At 74.3% G+C, this 18,848-nt stretch carries 20 protein-coding genes; 7 read left to right on the top strand and 13 right to left on the bottom strand.

The genetic code is table 11. The annotated features are described in order from the left end of the window. The first annotated feature begins 46 nt into the window (after positions 1-46). Positions 47-1,396, top strand: a complete 1,350-nt coding sequence (locus tag A6F73_RS37115; RefSeq protein ID WP_063352864.1) for an ALF repeat-containing protein — start codon at positions 47-49, stop codon at positions 1,394-1,396. A gap of 61 nt (positions 1,397-1,457) precedes the next feature. On the opposite strand, the gene A6F73_RS37110 is transcribed toward A6F73_RS37115, so the two are convergent. Then, on the bottom strand, positions 1,458-1,751 hold the full coding sequence (locus A6F73_RS37110) for a hypothetical protein (protein ID WP_063352863.1): 294 nt from the start codon (positions 1,749-1,751) through the stop codon (positions 1,458-1,460). After that, positions 1,741-1,995, bottom strand: coding sequence for a hypothetical protein (locus A6F73_RS37105; protein WP_208869272.1), 255 nt, complete (start codon positions 1,993-1,995; stop codon positions 1,741-1,743). The genes A6F73_RS37110 and A6F73_RS37105 overlap by 11 nt, the downstream gene beginning before the upstream one ends. Positions 1,996-2,253: 258 nt before the next feature. Here A6F73_RS37105 and A6F73_RS37100 point away from each other — a divergent pair, with 258 nt between their 5' ends. After that, the gene (locus A6F73_RS37100; RefSeq protein WP_063352861.1) at positions 2,254-3,087 is read left to right on the top strand and encodes a hypothetical protein; all 834 of its coding nucleotides are present in this window, start codon (positions 2,254-2,256) and stop codon (positions 3,085-3,087) included. A 23-nt stretch (positions 3,088-3,110) separates the two neighbouring features. Continuing rightward, positions 3,111-3,632 (top strand): peptidylprolyl isomerase, encoded by a 522-nt coding sequence (locus A6F73_RS37095; protein WP_063352860.1) that lies wholly within the window; start codon positions 3,111-3,113, stop codon positions 3,630-3,632. A gap of 40 nt (positions 3,633-3,672) precedes the next feature. Here A6F73_RS37095 and A6F73_RS37090 read toward each other — a convergent pair whose 3' ends face one another. The 5 genes from A6F73_RS37090 to A6F73_RS37070 form a co-directional block, all read right to left on the bottom strand. Continuing rightward, a complete protein-coding gene (locus A6F73_RS37090) occupies positions 3,673-4,281 on the bottom strand; it encodes a response regulator transcription factor (RefSeq protein ID WP_063352859.1) in 609 nt (202 codons plus the stop codon). Then, complete coding sequence (locus A6F73_RS37085) at positions 4,278-5,501, bottom strand: histidine kinase (RefSeq protein ID WP_244293869.1); 1,224 nt, start codon at positions 5,499-5,501, stop codon at positions 4,278-4,280. The genes A6F73_RS37090 and A6F73_RS37085 overlap by 4 nt, the downstream gene beginning before the upstream one ends. A gap of 11 nt (positions 5,502-5,512) precedes the next feature. After that, positions 5,513-5,935 carry a hypothetical protein gene (locus A6F73_RS37080; protein ID WP_063352858.1) on the bottom strand — a complete coding sequence of 141 codons (423 nt, stop codon included), beginning with the start codon at positions 5,933-5,935 and terminating at the stop codon, positions 5,513-5,515. A 188-nt stretch (positions 5,936-6,123) separates the two neighbouring features. After that, on the bottom strand, positions 6,124-7,227 hold the full coding sequence (locus A6F73_RS37075) for an RICIN domain-containing protein (RefSeq protein WP_063352857.1): 1,104 nt from the start codon (positions 7,225-7,227) through the stop codon (positions 6,124-6,126). Positions 7,228-7,300: 73 nt separating this feature from the next. Next, positions 7,301-8,416, bottom strand: coding sequence for an alpha/beta hydrolase-fold protein (locus A6F73_RS37070; RefSeq protein WP_079136646.1), 1,116 nt, complete (start codon positions 8,414-8,416; stop codon positions 7,301-7,303). A gap of 276 nt (positions 8,417-8,692) precedes the next feature. Between A6F73_RS37070 and A6F73_RS37065 the strand changes: the two genes are divergently transcribed. Continuing rightward, a complete protein-coding gene (locus tag A6F73_RS37065; RefSeq protein ID WP_079136645.1) occupies positions 8,693-9,763 on the top strand; it encodes a LuxR C-terminal-related transcriptional regulator in 1,071 nt (356 codons plus the stop codon). 51 nt (positions 9,764-9,814) lie between these two features. Here the strand turns inward: A6F73_RS37065 and A6F73_RS37060 are convergent, their stop codons facing one another. Further along, positions 9,815-12,562 carry a M4 family metallopeptidase gene (locus tag A6F73_RS37060; RefSeq protein ID WP_063352856.1) on the bottom strand — a complete coding sequence of 916 codons (2,748 nt, stop codon included), beginning with the start codon at positions 12,560-12,562 and terminating at the stop codon, positions 9,815-9,817. A gap of 249 nt (positions 12,563-12,811) precedes the next feature. Between A6F73_RS37060 and A6F73_RS37055 the strand changes: the two genes are divergently transcribed. Continuing rightward, positions 12,812-13,465, top strand: a complete 654-nt coding sequence (locus tag A6F73_RS37055; protein ID WP_063352855.1) for a class I SAM-dependent methyltransferase — start codon at positions 12,812-12,814, stop codon at positions 13,463-13,465. Between the two features lie 107 nt (positions 13,466-13,572). Here A6F73_RS37055 and A6F73_RS37050 read toward each other — a convergent pair whose 3' ends face one another. The 5 genes from A6F73_RS37050 to A6F73_RS37025 form a co-directional block, all read right to left on the bottom strand. Then, entirely contained in the window at positions 13,573-14,049 is a 477-nt protein-coding gene (locus A6F73_RS37050; RefSeq protein ID WP_159398749.1) for a hypothetical protein, read from the bottom strand. Between the two features lie 10 nt (positions 14,050-14,059). Then, a complete protein-coding gene (locus A6F73_RS37045; protein WP_063353006.1) occupies positions 14,060-14,803 on the bottom strand; it encodes an AraC family transcriptional regulator in 744 nt (247 codons plus the stop codon). A gap of 59 nt (positions 14,804-14,862) precedes the next feature. Further along, entirely contained in the window at positions 14,863-15,516 is a 654-nt protein-coding gene (locus tag A6F73_RS42045; protein ID WP_159398748.1) for a hypothetical protein, read from the bottom strand. 113 nt (positions 15,517-15,629) lie between these two features. Continuing rightward, positions 15,630-16,772, bottom strand: coding sequence for an ATP-grasp peptide maturase system methyltransferase (tgmC, locus tag A6F73_RS37030; protein WP_063352851.1), 1,143 nt, complete (start codon positions 16,770-16,772; stop codon positions 15,630-15,632). Then, the gene (locus A6F73_RS37025) at positions 16,769-17,101 is read right to left on the bottom strand and encodes a hypothetical protein (RefSeq protein WP_244293867.1); all 333 of its coding nucleotides are present in this window, start codon (positions 17,099-17,101) and stop codon (positions 16,769-16,771) included. The genes tgmC and A6F73_RS37025 overlap by 4 nt, the downstream gene beginning before the upstream one ends. A 116-nt stretch (positions 17,102-17,217) precedes the next feature. On the opposite strand from A6F73_RS37025, the gene A6F73_RS37020 reads away from it, so the two are divergent. Together A6F73_RS37020 and A6F73_RS37015 are read left to right on the top strand one after the other, a co-directional pair. After that, the gene (locus A6F73_RS37020; RefSeq protein WP_063352850.1) at positions 17,218-18,216 is read left to right on the top strand and encodes an NAD(P)H-dependent glycerol-3-phosphate dehydrogenase; all 999 of its coding nucleotides are present in this window, start codon (positions 17,218-17,220) and stop codon (positions 18,214-18,216) included. A 126-nt stretch (positions 18,217-18,342) separates the two neighbouring features. Further along, entirely contained in the window at positions 18,343-18,804 is a 462-nt protein-coding gene (locus A6F73_RS37015; RefSeq protein ID WP_063352849.1) for an SRPBCC family protein, read from the top strand. Positions 18,805-18,848 lie beyond the last annotated feature (44 nt).

The raw sequence follows: 18,848 nt of genomic DNA, 5'->3' as shown, positions 1-18,848 counted from the left end.
ATGCTGACGGTCGTTCACAATCTCTCCGCACAACGCAAGGTGCTGAATGAAGCTGCCCCGGGTGTCCGCCGTCGTCGCGGCCGCCGTCCTGGCCCCCGCCGTCCTCTTCCCGTCGATGGCCTCCGCCGCCGACAACCCCCAGCCGGCCGGCGTCTCGGGCCCTGACACCGCGTCCAAGGGCGCCGAGGACCAGGGGACGGGCCAGGAGGAGCACGACCGCGCCGAGGTGCGGCGCATCCTGGCTGACAAGGAGACCGGCCCGGCCGTGCGTGCGGCGGGGGAGAAGGCCCTCGCGGGCACGGCCGCCGACGTGCGGCACTTCCTGGACGTCGAACTCGACGAGCGGCGCCAGCCCGACAACCGGCTGAAGGTCGTCTGGATCACCAACGGTGCCGGGCCGGTACTGAAGAAGGCGGCCGACAAGGCGCTGCGGGGCAGTTACCAGGACATCCTGGACTTCCTGAAGGAGGGCCAGTTCACGGCCCGCGCCGAGGACGAGGACCGCGCCAAGGTGCAGGGCATCCTGGCCGACAAGGAGACCGGCCCGGCTGTGCGCGCGGCGGGGGAGAAGGCCCTCGCGGGCACCGCCGCCGACGTGCGGCACTTCCTGGACGTCGAACTCGACGAGCGGCGTCAGACCGACAACCGGGTGATGGTCGCCCGGATCTTCGACGGCGCCGGGCCGGCGGTGAAGGCGGCCGCCCGGAAGGCGATATCCGGCAGCAACCAGGAAGTTCTGGCCTTCCTGAAGGAGGGCCAGTTCATCGCCCGCGCCGAGGACGAGGACCGCGCCAAGGTGCAGGGCATCCTCGACGACAAGGAGACCGGCCCGGGCGTGCGTGCGGCGGGGGAGAAGGCCCTCGCGGGCACCGCCGCCGACGTGCGGCACTTCCTGGACGTCGAACTCGGAGAGTGGAGTCAGACCGACAACCGGCTGAAGGTCGTCCGGATCTCCGACGGCGCCGGACCGGCACTGAGCAAGGCGGCCGACAAGGCGCTGCGGGGCAGCTACCAGGACATCCTGGACTTCCTGAAGGAGGGTCAGTTCACGGCCCGCGCCGAGGACGAGGCCGCGAACAAGCCGGCCCCGCAGCCGGCCCGGCCCGCCGAGCAGCCGCAGACCGCCACCGGCGCCCAGCCGGCCGTCCGGCCCGCCGCCCTGACCACCACGACGGACACGACCGCGACGGGCACGACCGCGGGCACGACCACGGCGGGCACCACCGCCGGGACGGCCACGGCCACCACGGGTACCACCACGGTCACCACCCGCCCCGGCCAGCTCGCCGCCACCGGCACCGAGGGCCTCGGCTGGGAGGCCGGCGGCGCCGCCGCAGCCCTGGCCGCGGGTGCGGCGCTCGTCGTCGCCTCCCGCCGCCGCTCCACCGAGAGCTGACGCCCCCGCGCGCCCCGGCCGCCCACGCGGCCGGGGCATGCGGACGTCCGGGGCCGCACGCTCAGCCGCGGGGGCGGCGCCCGGCGATCGCCCGGGCGGCGAGTTCCGCGCGCCAGCGGGCCGCGTTGCCGCCGTCCAACTGGCCGGCGAAGGCGCGCCGCGCGGCCTGCACCAGCTCGGCCGAAGCGTTCGGGTACGCCTCCCAGACCGCCCAGAGCGCGTTCTCGGTGTCCTCGTCCAGGCCCGTGCAGGTGAGCGGCCCGGTCCCGGACAGGGTCTCGGCCAGCACCGCCTCGAAGACCCGCCGCAGCCGCTCGTCGTCGTCGCGCCCGCGGGCGGGGCGCTCAGCCACCATCGCTGCTGCCACCACCACCGCCGCCGCCACCGCCATCCCCGCCGCCACCGTCGCCGCTGTCACCGCCGCTCAGGCTCCGGTTCCGGCGCCGGCTGCGCGCGGAGCGGCGCAGCACGGACCCCGAGACGAGCGTCGCGGACGCCACGGCGCGCACCCAGCGGGGGCCGCCGCGTTCGGCCCACACCACGCACACGCACCCGCCGACCGCGAGCACCAGGACACCGACCAGCACGGTACCGACCACGACCCACCCTCTCCCGTCCATCCCGTTTCCGGGCCGATCCTCTCAAGCCGAGCCCGCCGCCCGCGCCCCCGACCCGCCCGAAACCGGGATGATCCGCCATACAAGTGGACACCAGGCCTGTCCCGCAGGGAAGTTGGCGCCGCGCGGGATTCGCCCGACCCGCGCCCCCGACCTGCGCCCCGACCTGGCGCCGAGTGCGGTCACCAACCCGCCGTGTGCCAGGATGCCGACACCGATCCTCTCGACCGGAGACCTTTCTTGACGATTCGCCGCACCACCGCCCTGGCCGCCGCCGCGACCGTGCTCTCCCTCACCGCGCTGACGGGCTGCAACGACGACGCCCCCTCGGCGGCCCCGGCCCCCGCCGCCCCGCCTGCCACCACCCCGGCCGCGACGCCGACGACCCCCGACGCGGCCCCGACGTCCGCTCCGACGTCCGCCCCGGCATCGGGCCCGGCAGCGGCCTCGGCGTCCGCACCCGCGTCGGCCCCGGCCGAGGCGCCCGCCGGCGGGGTGATCGATCCCGAGCAGGCCCTCGCCCAGGCCGCCCGCACGCCCTACGCGGCCTCCCAGGACTTCCGCACCGAGGGCGGCCCACTGGTCGCGACCACCACCGGCCGGATCAACCTCAACGGCAAGGTGCGCACCGGCCGTCTCACCGAGTCCCTCGGCGCCGGCGGCGGTTCGGCGGGCGACCCGGTCGTCGTCACCGAGGACGCGACGTACGTCAAGTCCGGCAGCGGCTGGCGCAAGTCCCCGCTCGGCGACCGGATCGCCGACTACCACGGGTACGCGAAGGCCCTGCTGGCGCTCGGCCCGGCCGCCCGCAAGGGCATGGAGGAGCAGAACGGCGCGCCCGCCTTCCACCTCTCCGGCACGCTCGACCTGGAGAAGATGCGCGCCGTGGACGCCGAGCACTACCTCAACCTCAAGCGCATGGGCGTGACGTCCTTCCAGCTCGACCAGTGGATCGACGCCCAGGGCCGCACCGTGCGCTTCGACCAGCGCGTCGAGATCAGGGGCACCGCGACGCGCACCTACGGCACCTTCCGTGACTTCGGCCCCGTCGAGCCGGTCCCCGCCCCCAACTGACCATCCGAGCAAAGGAGTCCGCCATGGCCAAGGGCCTGTTCGCGACCCTGTACACCACCCTGGGCCCGATCCGGCTGGAGCTGTTCCAGTTCCACGCGCCGAAGACGGTCCGCAACTTCGTCGAACTCGCCGAGGGCGCCCGGGAGTACACCGACCCGCGCACCGGCGAGCCGGGCAGCGGCCCGTACTACGACGGCACGCTCTTCCACCGCGTGGTGGCCGGCTTCATGGTCCAGGGCGGCGACCCCACCGGCAGCGGCACCGGCGGCCCGGGCTACGCCTTCGCCGACGAGTTCCACCCCGAACTGCACTTCACCAAGCCGTACCTGCTCGCCATGGCCAATTCCGGCCCGGGCACCAACGGCTCGCAGTTCTTCATCACGGTCGGCACGCCGGCCCACCTGAACCGCCGGCACACCATCTTCGGCCAGGTCGCCGACGCCGACTCCCGGGCCGTCGTCGACGCCCTCGCGGCCGTCCCCACGGACGGCGAACGCCCCGTCGACGACGTCGTGATCACCCAGGTCACCGTCGAGCGGCTCTGACGCCCGTCCCGGGCAGCCCTGCGCCCGTCGTCCGGCGGTGTCAGAGCCAGCCGCGGTCATCGGCGGTGCGCAGGGCCTCGGTGCGGTTGCGGGTGGCGGTCTTGGCGATGGCGGAGGAGAAGTAGTTGCGCACGGTGCCCTCCGAGAGGTAGAGCTTGCCGGCGATCTCGGCGACGCCGGCCCCGGAGCGGGAGGCGTTCAGCACGTCGCGTTCGCGGGCGGTGAGCGGGGAGGCGCCGGCCGCCAGGGTGGCCGCGGCCAGTTCCGGATCCACCACGCGTTCGCCCGCCGCGACCCGGCGGATGGCGTCGGCGAGGACTTCGGCCGGCGCGTCCTTGACGACGAAGCCGACCGCGCCCGCCTCCATCGCCCGGCGCAGGTAGCCGGCGCGTCCGAAGGTGGTGAGGATGACGACCCGGCAGCCGGGCACCTGCTGGGCCAGGACGGCGGCGGCGGCCAGGCCGTCGAGGCCGGGCATCTCGATGTCCAGGAGGGCCACGTCGGGCCGGTGTTCGCGGGCCGCGTCGACGACCTGGTCGCCGCGCCCGACGGTGGCGACCACCTCGAAGCCGTCCTCCAGGTCGAGCAGGGCGCACAGCGCGGTGCGGACCAGTTCCTGGTCCTCGGCGAGCAGCAGGCGGATCGTCATGTCGTCCCTTTCCGGGCGGGGGCGCGCCGGTGGCGGGCGCCCGGCGGGACGGTGACCAGCAGCCGCCACCCGCGCGGGCTCAGCGGGCCGGCTTCGACGGTACCGCCGGCCGCCGCGACCCGTTCCCGCAGCCCCCTCAGGCCCTTCCCGATCCCGCTGCCCTCGCCGGTCCCGCCGCCCCCGCCGGTCCCGCCGGTCCTGCCGTCCGCGCCCGTCCCGTCGTCGCGGATCTCCACGGAGGAGCCGGTGACGGTGACGGTGCAGCGGTCGGCCCGGGCGTGCCGGACCACGTTGGTCAGGCCCTCGCGCACCACCCAGCCGAACAGTTCCCCGTCCTGCGTGGCGACGGGGTCGGTGGACGTCGGCAGGTCGGCGACCACCCCGGCGGCGCGCAGCAGTTCGCGTCCGCGCGCCAGTTCGCCGGCCAGCGTGACGTCGCGGTAGCCGGTGACCGCGGCCCGGACGTCGGCCAGCGCCTGCCGGGACAGCGACTCCACCGCGGCCATCTCCGCCAGCGACTGGTCGAGGTCCTTGGCGGCGAGGCGCTGGGCCAGGCGGGACTTGACGGTGATCGCGGTGAGCGAGTGCCCGAGTAGGTCGTGCAGGTCGCGCGCGATCCGGTTGCGTTCGGCCTCCGAGGCCAGCCGCGCCACCTCGGCCCGGGCGGCCACCAGGGCCTGGTTGGTGGTGGCGATCTCCGCGAACGCCCCCGTGGTGAGCACGGTGAACAGCAGCGCCAGCGCCTGGAAGGTGCCGGGCCCGGTGTGCCAGGCGGGCACCGCCCACGGCACCAGCAGGGCGGCCAGGGTGGCGGCGGCGGTCACCCGGGTGGCGTGGCGGCGCCGCAGCACGGCAACGAAGGAGACCACGACGGTGGCGAGGTAGAACGCGTTCTCGTGGGCGAACGGCAGCGCGGCCAGGAACAGCGCGCTCATCACCGCCAGCAGCAGGAGCACCTGCCGCCGCCGGCCGCGGACCATCGCGGTGGCGGTGAGGACGAAGCAGAGGCAGAACGCGCCGACGACCGCGTACCCGGCGACCAGGGCCGCCCCGGACACGTTGTCGTTCACGGCGACGGCGGTCAGGCACGGGTAGACCAGCATCCCGGCGCCCAGCATGATCCGCCGCCAGCCCTGCACCCACCGCTGCGGGGCGCGCTCCCCTGTGGCGCGCTCCGCGGCGGCGTGCCCGGGGAGGGGCGCCTGCGTGTCCTCGTCCACCCTCGCCTGCCTCACGTCGCGTCGGATCGCGCGAACAGGGTACGCAGGTGGCGTCCGTTGATCACGGCGGCCACCCCCGCCAGCACCAGCCCGCACAGGGCCTGCTCGGCCTTCATCCAGAACGGGAAGGTCCCCGGCACGCAGATGATCACGACGATCGCGGCGATCATGACGGCCGAGATGATCCGCAGCCGCCGGTACGCCGCGCGCGAGCCGCGGGCGGCCCGGGTGGTGAACAGGGACGTGACCACGGCGCTGGCCACGACGAGGCTGCCGCGGATCCACACGGCCGGGTTCACCAGGTCGGGGTGGTCGCGCAGGGCGTAGGCGGCCGCCAGGGTGACGACGCTGAGGCCCAGGTAGGCGAACACCAGCCGCCTGATGGTGCGGAAGGCCCGAACGGTGTCGGGGTGGTTCACATCGGTGGAGGTCATGCCCCCATGCTGTCCGCGCCGCGCCCCCGCCCGGCAGTGTGCTGGCGCACCGGCCGACCGTGACAATTGTCAGCAGGTCAGGGCAGGGAAGGGCGGGGTCAGGTCAGGGCGGGGGAAGGGCCGGGGGAAAGCGGGGCCGCCGCCCGGCGGGGCCGGGCGGCGGCTGGCTGTCGGTCGTGCGGTGGGGCTCAGGAGCAGCTGGTGAAGGTGGGGCTGGTGTTGGCGATGTAGAGGGTGGCGCCGCCGCTGGGGTCGGAGGTGAGCGGGACGGTGACGGTGTCCTCGGCGGTCCACGGGAAGCCGCGGGCGTCGAACGTCCAGCTTCCGGTGACCTTGCGGGCGAGTTCGGCCAGCGTCACCCAGCCGTACTGCTGGGGCGGGACGTTGACGGTGACGGCGTTGTTGACGGTGGTCGAGCCCTGCCAGACGTTGCTGTAGTTGACGGCGGTCTTGACCGCGGTGGTGAAGACGCCGCCGGGGGCGCCGCCGGAGATCTCCGCCCCGATCTCGCCGCCGAGGGTGCTGGACCAGCCGGTCATGTTGGTGACCGCGAAGTTCTGCTGGGCGGCGCTGCTGGTGTTGTTGAACCAGATCGAGGAGACGCAGATCTTGGGCAGCGGTGCCGCGGGGGCCTCGCTCTTGACGGCCCAGGAGCAGGAGGAGACGTCCTTCTGGCACTGCTTGGCGGCGTGGTCGACGGCGAGGCTGCGGGCGGCCTGCGGGAAGCCGGTGGACCACTGCTGGTTGGCGGTGCCGTTGCAGGTGTACTGGTCGGTCCAGGCGTCGTCGTACTGGGCGCCGAGCAGCAGGTCCAGGCAGGTGTTGTCGCCCAGGTGGCGGATCATGAACGCGTCGGCGGCCCCGGCGACCGGCTGCAGGAACCACCGCTGGCTGGACTGCCCGGCGCAGGTCTGCTGGCGCAGGGCCGGGGTGAAGAAGGCCAGGTCGATGCACTTGCCGGTGTCGTTGTTGACGATGGTGAAGGAGAAGTCGGAGGGGTCGACGCTCAGCCGCCAGGACTGGTGGTAGCCGGGCGCCGAGTTGGTGACGATGTAGGCGCCGTCGCCCATGGTGCCGTTCTGGACGTCGAGTTGGCGCCCGTTGCTGAGGGACTTGATGGTCAGGCACTGCTGCGGGGAGGCGCAGGCGGCGGCCGGCGCCGTGGCGGCGTGGGCCCGCGCGGTCGCGAACGGGGAGGCGGTGAAGCCCAGGGCGGCGCAACAGGCCACCAGGACGGCCGCGATCAGGCGCAGCCAGGGAGCCGGTCGGCTCGGGGTCGTGGCGGAGAGCACGGGGTCGGGTCCTTTCGTCGGGAACAGGGAGAGGGAGAAGGGAGAGGGAGCGGAAAGAAGGAGGGCGGGCCGGTCAGGCGGCGGCGAAGGCCGCTTCCAGGCGCGGGACGTAGTCCACGAGGTCCTGCGCCCAGCAGCCCGCGCTGTGGCCGCCGTTGCAGGCGGTGCCCCAGCCGGCGCCGTTGCCGTAGTCGACGTAGTGGTAGCGGTAACCGAGGGCGTCCAGGCGGTCCTTGAGGCGCTTGGCGGTGCCCTCGGCCCAGAACTCCATGTCGGAGGCGCTGCCGTTGCCGTTGCCGGTGTAGACCGCGATGCCGGTGTCGGTGAGCGCGCCCAGGCGGGAGACCGGGTCCGCGGCGTTCCAGCGCCAGTCGGCGTTGAACACCGGGTACGGCGAGCCGAAGATCGCGTCGCTGGAGACCGTGGGGCCGAAGTCGAGGCCGCAGGGCTTCCCGTCGCTGGGCCCGCACAGCACGGTGCCGGCGTTGGTCAGGGTGGCGACCACGGCCCCGCGGATGATCATCTCGTTCACGGAGAGGTCGTTCGCGCCGGACATGGTGAGGACCTGGCCGAACAGCTGGGGCCGGTCCTGCGCGTAGTGCAGCGCGCCGAAGCCGCCCATCGACAGGCCGCCGACGGCCCGGCTCTTACGGCCCGTCAGGGTGCGCAGGTTGGCGTCGATGAACGGGACCACCTGGTCGAGGTGGAAGGTCTCCCAGTTCTGCGCCCCGGCGGCGGTGTTCTGGTCGAGCCAGTCGGTGTACCAGCCGCGCAGGCCGCCGTCCGGGATGACGGTGATCATCGACTGCGCGGCGGTGAGGGCGGGGTAGGCCAGGGCCGGGTCGCTCGGGTTGTCCGAGGCGCCGTGCAGGAAGTACAGGACCGGGTAGCGCTTGGCCGGGCTGGCCGCGTAGTCGGCGGGCAGCAGGATCCGGATGGTGTGCTCCCCGGCGACCTGGGGTGTGGTGACGGTGAGCACGAAGTTGGTGGCGCTGCCGGTGGCGGCGCCGACCTGGGTGAGCCCGAAGCCGTCCTTCATCGGCGGCGGGGCGGGGGCCTCGGCGTGCGCGGCGGGCACGCCCAGCAGCAGGAGGCAGGCGGCCAGGGCGGCGACGGCCGCCTTGGCGTGCCGGAGCCGGGCGCGCAGGGGCCGTACGGGCGGGCGCCGGGCGGGCTGGGCTGGTGTCATGGGTTGTCCTTGGCCGTGAGGGTGCCGCCGTTCCCGGGGGGAACCGCTGGAGCTGTCTGAACACCGACAACTCTTGCGAGATCACCTCGCGGTCCGCCAGAGCGCCCTGCGGCGCACCTGGGCCACTGGCGCATGTGCGCCACCGGCGTGGGTAGCCTCCGACGGCCCGTCCGGGCGACACCGGTACAACGACAAGCCGACAAACCGACGAGCGGACGGGCCGACACACCGGCAGACGGACACACCGATACGCCGACACACCGATACACCGACACGATGACGGGGGACGTCGTGCACGACGTGCTGGATCCCGACTCCGAACGCGGCCGGGTCTACCGCTGCCTGGTCGGCCGTCCGCAGGCGCGGGCGGCGGAGCTGGCGGCCGGGGTCGGCCTCGGCGAGGGCGCCGTCCTGGCCGTGCTCAGGGAACTCGCCGACGAGGGCGTCGTCGTGGCCTGCAACGGCGAGGGCCCGCGCGACGACGGTCACCGCGACGACGGCCATTGCGGTGACGGCCACTTCGACGACGGCCCGCGTGGCAACGGCCACCGCGACCGCGACCGCGCCTGGGAGGCGCTCCCGCCCGGCCGGGTGGTCGAGGCGGTGCTGCAGAGCGACGCCGTCCGGCAGGCCACGGCGCGCCGGGCCGGGGCGGAACTGGAGCGCCTCTACCGCTTCGCCCGGCGCGACGCCGGCACCTACGGCGCCCTGGAGGTGGTCGAGGACGCCGCCCAGGTGCTGGCGGCCAGCCGGCGCCTCCAGCTCGCCGCCCGCCACCAGGTGCGGGTCATCGACGTGCCGCCCTACTCCGGCAGTTCGGCCTACTACCTCGACCAGGAGGTGCTGCAGCGCCAGCGGATGGCCGCCGGGGTCGTCTACCGCTCGATCTACCACGGCTGCGCCTTCGACGACCCGGTCGCGGGCCCCAACATGGCGCGCATGGTCGAGGCGGGGGAGCAGGCCCGCACGCTGGACGAGCCGCCGCTCAAGCTGGCCCTGGGCGACGACGACCTGGCGATCGTCACGCTGGCGGCCGACGGGCGCCCGGGCGTCGTCTCGCTGCTGATCCGGCCCTCGGGCCTGCTGCGGGCGCTGGCCGCGGTGTTCGAGACGCTCTGGCGGCTGGCCGTCCCGGCGTCGGTGTCCGCCGTCGACCTGCAGATCGGTGAGCGGGACCGCCGCATCCTGACCCTGATGGCCAGTGGTGCCACGGACGACGCCATCGCCCGGCGGCTGGGGCTGGGGCGGCGCACGGTGGTGCGCCGGGTCTCGGCGCTGCTGGCCCAGCTGGGGGCCACCACGCGTTTCCAGGCGGGCGTGCAGGCGGCCCGGCGCGGCTGGCTGTGAGCCGTCCGCGCCGGGCCGGACCCCTGGGGGGTGGGGGTCAGGGAAGGGTGGTCAGCAGGTGCCCGCCGCGCGGTCGCGCACGACCAGGTCGGTGCGGCCGGGGGTGGAGTCCAGCCAGACCACCCGGGTGCCCTGGTCGGCCGCGGGCTGGTCCTGGCCGCCCCGGTCGCAGGAGAGGCGCTGCGGGGTGCCGCCGCCGGTCGGGAGCTGCCAGAGCTTGGGCAGCGCGGCGTTGGTCCAGCCGCCGGCGGGCTTGGTGCTCTCGACCTTGTAGGTGACGGCCTGGTCGGAGGCGGTGAGGTCGCTGCCGCGCGTCGGGGCGTTCGGCGAGTCGGCGGCCATCACCTCGGTCACGCCGGAGCCGTCCAGGGCGCCGGAGCGGATGGAGGCGCGGGCGGTCGCGCCGGCGGGGGTGTCCAGCCACAGCAGCCGTCCGCCGGCGAGCCGGGCGGAGGAGGCGGTGCTCGCGGCGGCGCCGGGGGCGGCGTGCGCGGTGTACTGCGCGGTGACCTTGCCGGCGGCGATCGAGTAGACGGTCGGCGCGGTGACGTACTGCTGCCCGTCCTGCCAGGACTCGGTCCAGGCGAGGTAGCCGTCCTTGAGGGTGAGGTCGTCCGGGTGGTGCCCGTCGGCCAGCGGCAGTTCGACCGCGGGGGCCCCGTCGTGGGACAGCCACAGGCTGGTGCGGCCGGCGGCGAAGTCGTGCACGGTGAAGGCGATGTCGCCGCCGGAGACCTGCGGGTTGCCGGGCTCCTTCCCGTCGGCGCGGAACAGGCTGCGGACCGGGCCGGCGCCGGACAGCGGTGCGGTCAGCAGCTCCCGGCTGTGGTCCTTGGCGGTGGTGCCGATGGCCTTCCACACGGCGTTGGTGCCGTCGGTGGAGGGCCAGCTGTGGTAGCGGCCGTCGTCGGGGCTGAGCCGGACGGGGGCGCCGCGCCCGGTGGTGGAGCCGGTGTACAGCGCGGTGGTGCCGGGCAGGGTGCCGCCCGTGCCCTTGACCGGGTCGGGGGCGGGGGCCATCGCCACCCAGTGCCCGCCGCCGGCGGCCGGGGGCGCCATCGAGTAGGAGAGGTTGCGGGCCAGCGTGCGGCTGTCCATGCCGATCCGGCTCTCCCAGCCGGCCTTGATCCCGTGCGCGTCGAACGCGGCTGCCACGGTGCGCAGTTGGGCGTGGCTGAGGCCGAGGTCGCGGCCGGCCGCCAGTGCCGCGTTGCGCCCGGCCACGAAGTCGTCGAGCGGGGTGAGGTAGGCGGTGAGCGCCCGGTAGACCACCCGGTCGGCGGTGAGCGGGTCGAGGGTGCGCCGGATGTCCCACAGGGCGCCGCTGAAGATGGTGGCGTTGAGGTGCTGTCCGCCGTTGTCGACCGTGCCGCCGAGGTAGTCGTTCACGGTGGTGCGGTGGTCGTCCATCCGCCGGTCCGCGCAGGCCTGCGGGGTGCCGGTGCGGCACTTGCTCTCGCCGAGCAGCGCCGCCGCCGGGTCGTTCATGGACATGCCGCGGGCGGTGACCTCGATGGCGTTGCCGAAGTAGTCGGCGAGCCCCTCGTTCATCGCGCCGGCCTGGCCCATGCCGGCCAGGTCGGCGGTGTTCGATATGACGCCGTGGGTCATCTCGTGCCCGGCGATGTCGAGGGCGGCGGAGAACGGGTAGTAGTTGGGGCCCCCGCTGCCGTAGACCATCTTCTTCCCGTCCCAGTACGCGTTGGCGTAGGGGGCGCCGTCCTGGGTCACGTTGACGACGGAGGTGATCGCGCCGCCCTTGCCGTCCAGGCCGTTGCGGCCGAAGCGGTCGTGGTAGAAGTCGTACACGATACCGGCGTTGACACTGGCGTCGGTGGCGCCGCTGGTGCCGGCGGAGGCCGGGAAGTCCGGGCCGGGGGAGTGGGCCGGGGGGAGGTCGGCGGGGATGCCGCCGCCGAAGTCCATCTCGTCCCGGCCGCCCGCGTCGTAGGTGGTGATGGTGGCGGGCCGGGTGAGGTCGGTGAGCTGGTAACTGCCGTCCGGCAGGCGGGCGATGTTCACCTTGGCGGAGTTGCCGCGGGCGTCCGGCGCGGTCCCGGTGGCGGGTTCGAGGCCGGCCGCGGCGCTCCCGGCGGGAGGCGCCGCCGCCGGGAGCGGGGCGCGGGTGTCGTAGGCGAGGGCGACCACGCCGACGTTGGCGTCCACGAAGACCTCGCGGGCCGCCGGCCCCCCGGTCGCCGGGTCGGCGGCGTGCACGGTGAAGCGCTGGGCGAGCCGTCCGGCGCCGTCCGGCAGGACGACCAGGCCGTGGTCCTCGGCGGTGGCCGCGGCCCGGGCCTTCGGGTCCTGGACGGAGCCGAGCGCCAGGTCCCGCAGGGCGGCGGCCGGGACGGTGGCGGTGGTCGGCACGGTCAGGCCGGTGAAGTACTTGCCGCCGACCGACTCGACGCGCTGCCCGGCGCCCTCGCCCGTCAGGTGCACCAGGTACTGCGCGCCGAACACGGGCACGCCGTCGTGGCGCTGCTCGAACCTGACGGTGCGCCGGCCGTCGGGGGTGCTCTCGGAGCCGACCTCGGCCAGCTCGCCGGGGTCGACGTGGTAGCGGTCGGCGTGGGCCGCGAGGTGGGCGCGGGCGGCGTCGGCGGGGCTGCCGACGGCCGGCTCGGCCAGGCCGGTGACCAGCTGCGGGGCGGCGGTGTCCTGACCGGCCACCAGGGAGGGCACCGGGTCGGGGGCGGTCGCGGGCCCGGCCAGCGCGGGCGGCGCGGCCAGGGCCAGCGCCACCACGGCGGTGGCGCTGATGCCGAGTGCTGTGGACGTGCGGGAACGACGGGGCACGGAGGTCCTCTCGCAGGGCCGAACGGTGGTCGCGGCGGGCCGGTCGCGCCGACCACCGCGACGATCACGATAAGTCATCCAACGTCATATGTCGATAGACTTTCTATGTGCCCCCGGAGGGCCGGAACCCGACCCCCGCAACCAGCCCCGCAACCAGCCCGCAACCGGCCCCGGAAACCCCCAACCCGCCCCGCCCGGCGAGCGATTCGTTCAAGACGCCACCACACCCCCCGACCGACACTGACCCCCATGACCGATCGCGCCTTCACCCCCGCCGCCGGCCGCCTCGGCCCCGTACGCCTCTACGACCCCATCGTCTCCCTCACCCGCGAACGCCTGTGGCGCAGCCTGCTCGCCATGCACGTGGCCCCCCGCCCCGACGACGTGATCCTCGACGTCGGCTGCGGCACCGGCTCCCTGGCCGTCCTCCTCGGCCGCGTCGAACCACGCGCCCGCGTCATCGGCGTCGACCCCGACCCCACCACCCTCGAAGTGGCCCGCCGCAAGGCCGCCGCCGCCGGCGTGACCCCCGAATGGCACATCGGCATGGGCGACGCCGTCGCCGACCTCGTGGGCGCCGAAACGGCCGACACCGTCGTCTCCAGCCTCGTCCTCCACCAGTGCCCCATCCCCATGAAACAGGCCGTCCTCGCCTCCATGCACACGGCGCTGCGCCCCGGCGGCAAGCTCGTCATCGCCGACTTCGGGCGCCAGCGCACGGCCGCCATGCGCCTGGCGTTCCGCATCGTGCAACTGGCGGACGGCAAGGAGGACACCCAGCCCAACGCCGACGGCATCCTGCCCCGGCTGATCACCGAGGCCGGCTTCCACGGCGTGCGCGAGACCGAGACCGTCTCCACGCTCACCGGCTCGCTGTCGTTCTACGTCGCCCGCCGCGCGTAGGCCGCGCCCGCGCCGCCCGCCGGGTTCCCCGCCCGCCGGGTTCCCCGCCCGTCGGGTTCCCCGTGCGACCGGGGGAGATGACGCGCCGACAGGCCCGCACCTCCTGCTCAGCCGAGCGCCGTGTACTTCACCCGCTCCTGGAGCGGAGTCAAGCACTCCGTCAGCCGGCGTGCCTCGATGCTCTCCACGCGGTCGGGCGGTTCGTCCTCGTCCCCGGCCCAGCACATGTAGATGTCGACCGTCCCGTGCAAAAGGGCCGCGGACACCAGCGCCGCCAGGAACTCCCGTGAGTGCTTCTGCGCGAGGAACTCCTCGCGCTCCTCGTCCCGCATCGCGTCGACGAGCGCCATCGCGTCGGCCGTGTCGGTGAACCCCTCCCACTCGAACCGGGAGCTGTTGAACCCGCAGCCGCAGCCCTCGTGCGAGCCGACGCAGGTCACGTGCGGTGAAGTGAAGCGGGCTCGAACGGGCGCGTCGGCGGCAGTCTCGCGAACCCCGCAGTAGCAGGTCCCGAGCTGCGGACCGGCGGCGCAGGGGATCGGCAGCACGGGCTGTTCGGTTCCGATCCACACCATCAGACACATGCGGACGAGGCTACGCCCGGCCCGAGGCACCCGCCGGACTGCCTGCCCGGCCCGGGCCGCCCGCCGGGCCCGAGGCGCGCAGCACCGGGAGCACCGCCGACGGCGTCAGCCCCGTCATCTCCCGCATCTGGCGGCTGAAGTGCGCCTGGTCGGCGAAGCCGCCCGCCAGCGCCGCCTCGGCGAGCGTGCGTCCCTCGCCCAGCGCGTCGGCGGCGCGGGCCAGCCGCCGCCAGATCCGCCAGCGCGCCAGCGGCACCCCCAACTGCCGCCGTGCCAGCGCCCGCAGGCGCTGCGGCGACAGCCCCACCCGGGCCGCCAGCCCCGGCAGCGCGACCCGGTGGTCCGTCAGCGCCTCCATCGCCGCCCACAGCCGCACGTCCACCTCGGCCGACGGCAGCACCCCGGACGGACACAGGTCCTCCTCCACCAGGTCCCGCCACTGGGGCGCCACGGTGACACCGTCACCGCACCCCGCCCGCAGCCGGTCCGCGAACGCGCAGTGCGGATCGACGAAGAACGCCGACACCCCCCGGACCGGCGCCATCCGGTGCCACACCATCGGCGCCACCACCACCGCCGCGCCCCGGTGGCGGACCCCGGCCCCGTCCACGATCGTCACCTCGCCGCCCGCCGCCGCGACGGCGACCTGGAACGCGGCGTGCCGATGTGACGTACTGTCCGCCAACGGCCCCCGGTACAGCGCGTACCCCGCGCCCACGACGAAGCGCCGCCCGATCCCCTCCCACTGCCCCATCCGCCCGATGCTGCCAGAGCACCGCACCCGCCACCCCGGATTCCGGCCACCCCCTACTGCTACTGCCTCAGGCCCACGTCGCGGGCCTTCCAGGCCAGGAACGCCGAGAACCGGACCGCGCCCGCCAGCCCGGCCAGGGCGAGCACGATCCACAGCGGGATCCCGAGCAGGCTCGGCCGGCTCGTGATCATCCGCTCGCCGGCGAGCCACACCCTGGTCTCGTGGCCGTCCGGATACAGCTTCCCGGTGGGCCGCTCCTCGCCGAACTCCCGGCCGCCGGCGCTCCAGTGGTACGTGCAGTCGTAGACGTCGTGGCCCTGGTTCTGGTCGTCCAGCTCCCGGCCCGTCGTCCGGCAGCCCGTCACGGTGGCCGTGACGTGGGGCGGCTCGTGCAGCCGGGTGCGGACGGCGTAGGCGGCCTGCGCCGCCGCGAACACCGTGCCCAGGGCGAGCACCAGCAGCAGCACCAGCGCCACACAGGAGACGACGTAGTCGGTGGTGGAGACCCGGCGCAGCAGCGGCAGCGAGGCGCCGACGGCCGCCACCAGCGCGACCCCGCACACCACCAGCCACCACCGCCGATCGCCCGGCAGGTCCTGCGACCCCGCCCACACCACCGGCCCGGCCGCGCCCCCCAGCACCACCACCCCCGCCACCACACCCACCGCACACCGCCGGTGCAGCGCCCCCCACGCCACGGAAGCCTCGCGCACCACCCCGCCCCCTCCCCGCCGCCCGCCCGACCTCGCCACCCCCGAGGACGCCCCCACCCGACACCACGGTTTCGGTCCGGTGCGACACGGCTCGGTGCGGGGCTGAGCCAGGCCTATACGGGCAGATCCCATCCGGGCCCGTCCTCGGTGCCGAGCCAGACCCGCTGTCCGGCCGCCGACACGGTGATCCCGAAGCGGTCCTGGTGCGGCTCACCGGCCGCCTGCCAGGTCTCAACCGTCTGCTCGACCTGGTCCCACAGGGAGACGGGCCCGCGCTGGGTCACGGTCCACCCGCCGGTGGGGTCGGGCGCCGTCCGGGCCTGCGATCCGGTGGCCAGGTCCCAGAGGATCTGTTGAGCCCCCACACCCATGCGGATTGCCCCGGGTGCGGCAAGCTGGGCCACCCAAGCGCCCGTCCAACTGTCCAGCTTCGCCGGGTCGATGCGGGTCGGACGCTCCTTGCCGGGCAGGAGGTCCAGCGTCGGGCGGGGCGGTCGGTCGTGGGTGCGGGCGATCATGAAACCGGTTTGGCCGGTCAGGAACCGGCCAGTGGCCTCGCCAGGTCCGGTCACGTCGAGCAGCACGAGGGCGTTCGCGTAGCTCCACCCGGAGAGGGTGACCAGGATTCGACCGCCGGGCTTGACCTGGTGGAGCCAGGAGAGAGGGATGTACCGGACAGAACAGGTGGCGATGAGCCGGTCGTATTGCCCGCCGTCCGGGTCGCCGCGCAGCCCGTCACCGATGATCAGCCGGGGGGAGAATCCCGCAGTCCTGATCGCCGCCGCCGCTGCCGCGCCGACTGCGGGGTCGTACTCGATGCTGGTGAGGCCGGCGTCCCCGAGGCGGTGCGCGCCGAGGGCGGTCGAGTACCCGGTGCCCATACCGATCTCCAGTACCCGGTGCCCGGTCTCGGCGCCCAGCTGCTGCCACATGCGCAGTACGACGGACGGGAGGGTGGACGACGATGACGGGATACCTGTCACGGTCTCCCCGGCGGTGTCCTCGGGCCCGATGCGGCCGTCGAGTTGGGTCACCAGCGTCTGGTCGTCGTAGATCCCCGCCAGCCACCCGGGCTCGCCCTGACGGACGGGTCGGTAGCTGGTCGGAACGCTGCCGGCGACCGGAGCGAAGTAGGTTCCGACGAAGAGCTCTCGCGGAACGGCCCTCGCCGCGCTGTCCCACTCGCGTTCGGTCAGCGTGCCGTCCTCGGCGAGCCTGTCGGCCAGAGCGGTGCGGAGTTCAGCCGGCGTGCTCATGCGTCACGGCCTTTCTGTAGCTGGTCGGCGAGGGCGCGGGCAATCGCCTCGGTGGTCTCGGCCGGCTGCCATGCCCACTGGCCGTTCGGGTTGCATTCAAGGAAGTACCAGTCGCCCGAGGCGGCCACGGCGAAGTCGAACGCGCCGTAGACCAGACGAAGTTCTCCGAGGTAGGCGGCGACCGAACGTGCGACCGGCTCGGGTACGCCGATCGGGGTGCACGTCATCCGGTCCTGGCGGCGCCGCCAGTCAAGGTCGGGGCTGTCGACCCGGACGCCGAACAGGCGGTTGCCGACGGCCGTCACCCTTGCGTCGAACAGCTTCGGCACCTTCGCCTGGAAGAGGTGCGGGCAGGCGGATACGGCGCCTCCGCTGACCGGCGCCTCCGCCCCCAAGGCGCCAGTACGCTGCCCCTCAGCTCCCCACCAGCACGCGGAGGTAGAGGATGGCCCGGGTCGCCGTACTGTCGGCAGGATCGTGGGGGACCGCCTTCGCGCTGGTTCTCGCCGACGCCGGATGCGATGTCGTCCTGCACGCGCGCCGCCCCGAGGTCGCCGACGGCATCAACACCCGGGGAGTCAACCCCGGCTACCTGCCCGGCGTCACGCTGCCCGGCACGGTGAAGGCCACCACCGAAGCCGACGTCGCCCTGGCCGGAGCCGATGTCGCCGTCCTGTCCATCCCCTCCCAGACCCTGCGGGCCAACCTGGCCGCGTGGGCGCCCCTGATCGAGCCGGACACCCTGGTCGTCAGCCTCATGAAGGGCATCGAGCTCGGCACCGGCCGGCGCATGAGCGAGGTCATCGCCCAGGGCGCAGCCCTCGAACCCGCCCGTGTCGCCGTCCTGTCCGGCCCGAACCTGGCCCGCGAGATCGCCGCCCGCCAGCCCGCCGCCAGCGTCATCGCCTGCACCGACCACGACGCGGCCCGCCGACTCCAAGTGGCCTGCCGTACCCCGTACTTCCGCCCCTACACCCACACCGACGTCATCGGCTGCGAACTCGGCGGCGCGGTCAAGAACGTCATCGCGCTCGCTGTCGGCCTGGCCGCCGGACTCGGCCTCGGCGACAACGCCAAGGCCACCCTCCTGACCCGCGGACTCGCCGAAACCGCCCGCCTGGGAACCGCGCTCGGCGCCGAACCCGCCACCTTCGCCGGCTTGGCCGGCCTCGGCGACCTCACCGCGACCTGCCTCTCCCCGCTCTCCCGCAACCGCACCTTCGGCGAACACCTCGCCCGCGGCCTGACCATCGACCAGGCCGCCACCGCCACCGGCCAGACCGCCGAAGGGGCCAAGTCCGCCTACGCCGTCCTCGACCTCGCCCGACGACACCAGGTCGAGATGCCCATCACCGCACTCGTCGTCGCCATCCTCGACGGCACCGTCACCATCGACCGCGCCGTCGACCTGCTCATGGCCCGCACGCCCAAGGCCGAACGGTAGGCAGGCGGCATCGCCACCCCCGGGCCCGCCCCGCCCGATGTCACGGTTTCGGGCCGCGTCCGGTCTTCATCGGTGAACAGGGCGCGGCCGATATCCGCGCTCCCCGCTGCAGGAGAGGGACGAGCCATGGAAACCGTGACCGTGCGACGGGTCGTCGCGGCGCCGATCGCCGAGGTGTTCGACTGGTGCGCCACGAGCACCAACTACACCCGCTCCCCGTTCGTGCTCAGGGCGCGCCTGGCCCGGCCCGGGGTGGGCGCGCCCTACGGGGTGGGCGCCGTGCGGCTGCACACCTGGCTGATCGGCTGGTTCAACGAGCGGATCACCGCCTACAACGCCCCGCACGGCTTCGACTACACCGTCGACCGCAGCTTCCCGCCGGCCCGGCACGAGTTCGGCCGGATGACGTTCGAGGAGGTCCCCGAGGGCACCCTGGTCGTCTGGGCGACCGGCTTCGCGATCCCCGTCCCCCTGGTCGGCGCGGCCCTGGCCCGCAGGGTCGGCAAGCCCGTCATCGCCCACGTCTTCGGCGCCATCCTGGCCGCCGCCGCCACCGACCTCGAAGCCGCCCCGAAGAAGCGCCCCTGACACCGCGGCGCCAGGGGCGCCCCCCGCGGCAGGAGGGGGACGGC

It is taken from the genome of Streptomyces sp. MJM8645 (assembly GCF_001625365.1).
Classification (GTDB): domain Bacteria; phylum Actinomycetota; class Actinomycetes; order Streptomycetales; family Streptomycetaceae; genus Kitasatospora.
The sequence above is the reverse complement of the archived record's forward strand: the minus strand, read 5'-3'. Positions and strand labels throughout refer to the sequence as shown.

What these genes read in the sequence shown, in the direction of transcription:
- A6F73_RS37115 (WP_063352864.1), top strand. Translation starts at nt 47, where the DNA reads ATGAAGCTGCCCCGGGTGTCCGCCGTCGTCGCGGCCGCCGTCCTGGCC.
- A6F73_RS37110 (WP_063352863.1), bottom strand. Translation starts at nt 1,751, where the DNA reads ATGGTGGCTGAGCGCCCCGCCCGCGGGCGCGACGACGACGAGCGGCTG.
- A6F73_RS37095 (WP_063352860.1), top strand. Translation starts at nt 3,111, where the DNA reads ATGGCCAAGGGCCTGTTCGCGACCCTGTACACCACCCTGGGCCCGATC.
- A6F73_RS37090 (WP_063352859.1), bottom strand. Translation starts at nt 4,281, where the DNA reads ATGACGATCCGCCTGCTGCTCGCCGAGGACCAGGAACTGGTCCGCACC.
- A6F73_RS37080 (WP_063352858.1), bottom strand. Translation starts at nt 5,935, where the DNA reads ATGACCTCCACCGATGTGAACCACCCCGACACCGTTCGGGCCTTCCGC.
- A6F73_RS37070 (WP_079136646.1), bottom strand. Translation starts at nt 8,416, where the DNA reads ATGACACCAGCCCAGCCCGCCCGGCGCCCGCCCGTACGGCCCCTGCGC.
- A6F73_RS37065 (WP_079136645.1), top strand. Translation starts at nt 8,693, where the DNA reads ATGACGGGGGACGTCGTGCACGACGTGCTGGATCCCGACTCCGAACGC.
- A6F73_RS37055 (WP_063352855.1), top strand. Translation starts at nt 12,812, where the DNA reads ATGACCGATCGCGCCTTCACCCCCGCCGCCGGCCGCCTCGGCCCCGTA.
- A6F73_RS37050 (WP_159398749.1), bottom strand. Translation starts at nt 14,049, where the DNA reads ATGTGTCTGATGGTGTGGATCGGAACCGAACAGCCCGTGCTGCCGATC.
- A6F73_RS37045 (WP_063353006.1), bottom strand. Translation starts at nt 14,803, where the DNA reads ATGGGGCAGTGGGAGGGGATCGGGCGGCGCTTCGTCGTGGGCGCGGGG.
- tgmC (WP_063352851.1), bottom strand. Translation starts at nt 16,772, where the DNA reads ATGAGCACGCCGGCTGAACTCCGCACCGCTCTGGCCGACAGGCTCGCC.
- A6F73_RS37020 (WP_063352850.1), top strand. Translation starts at nt 17,218, where the DNA reads ATGGCCCGGGTCGCCGTACTGTCGGCAGGATCGTGGGGGACCGCCTTC.
- A6F73_RS37015 (WP_063352849.1), top strand. Translation starts at nt 18,343, where the DNA reads ATGGAAACCGTGACCGTGCGACGGGTCGTCGCGGCGCCGATCGCCGAG.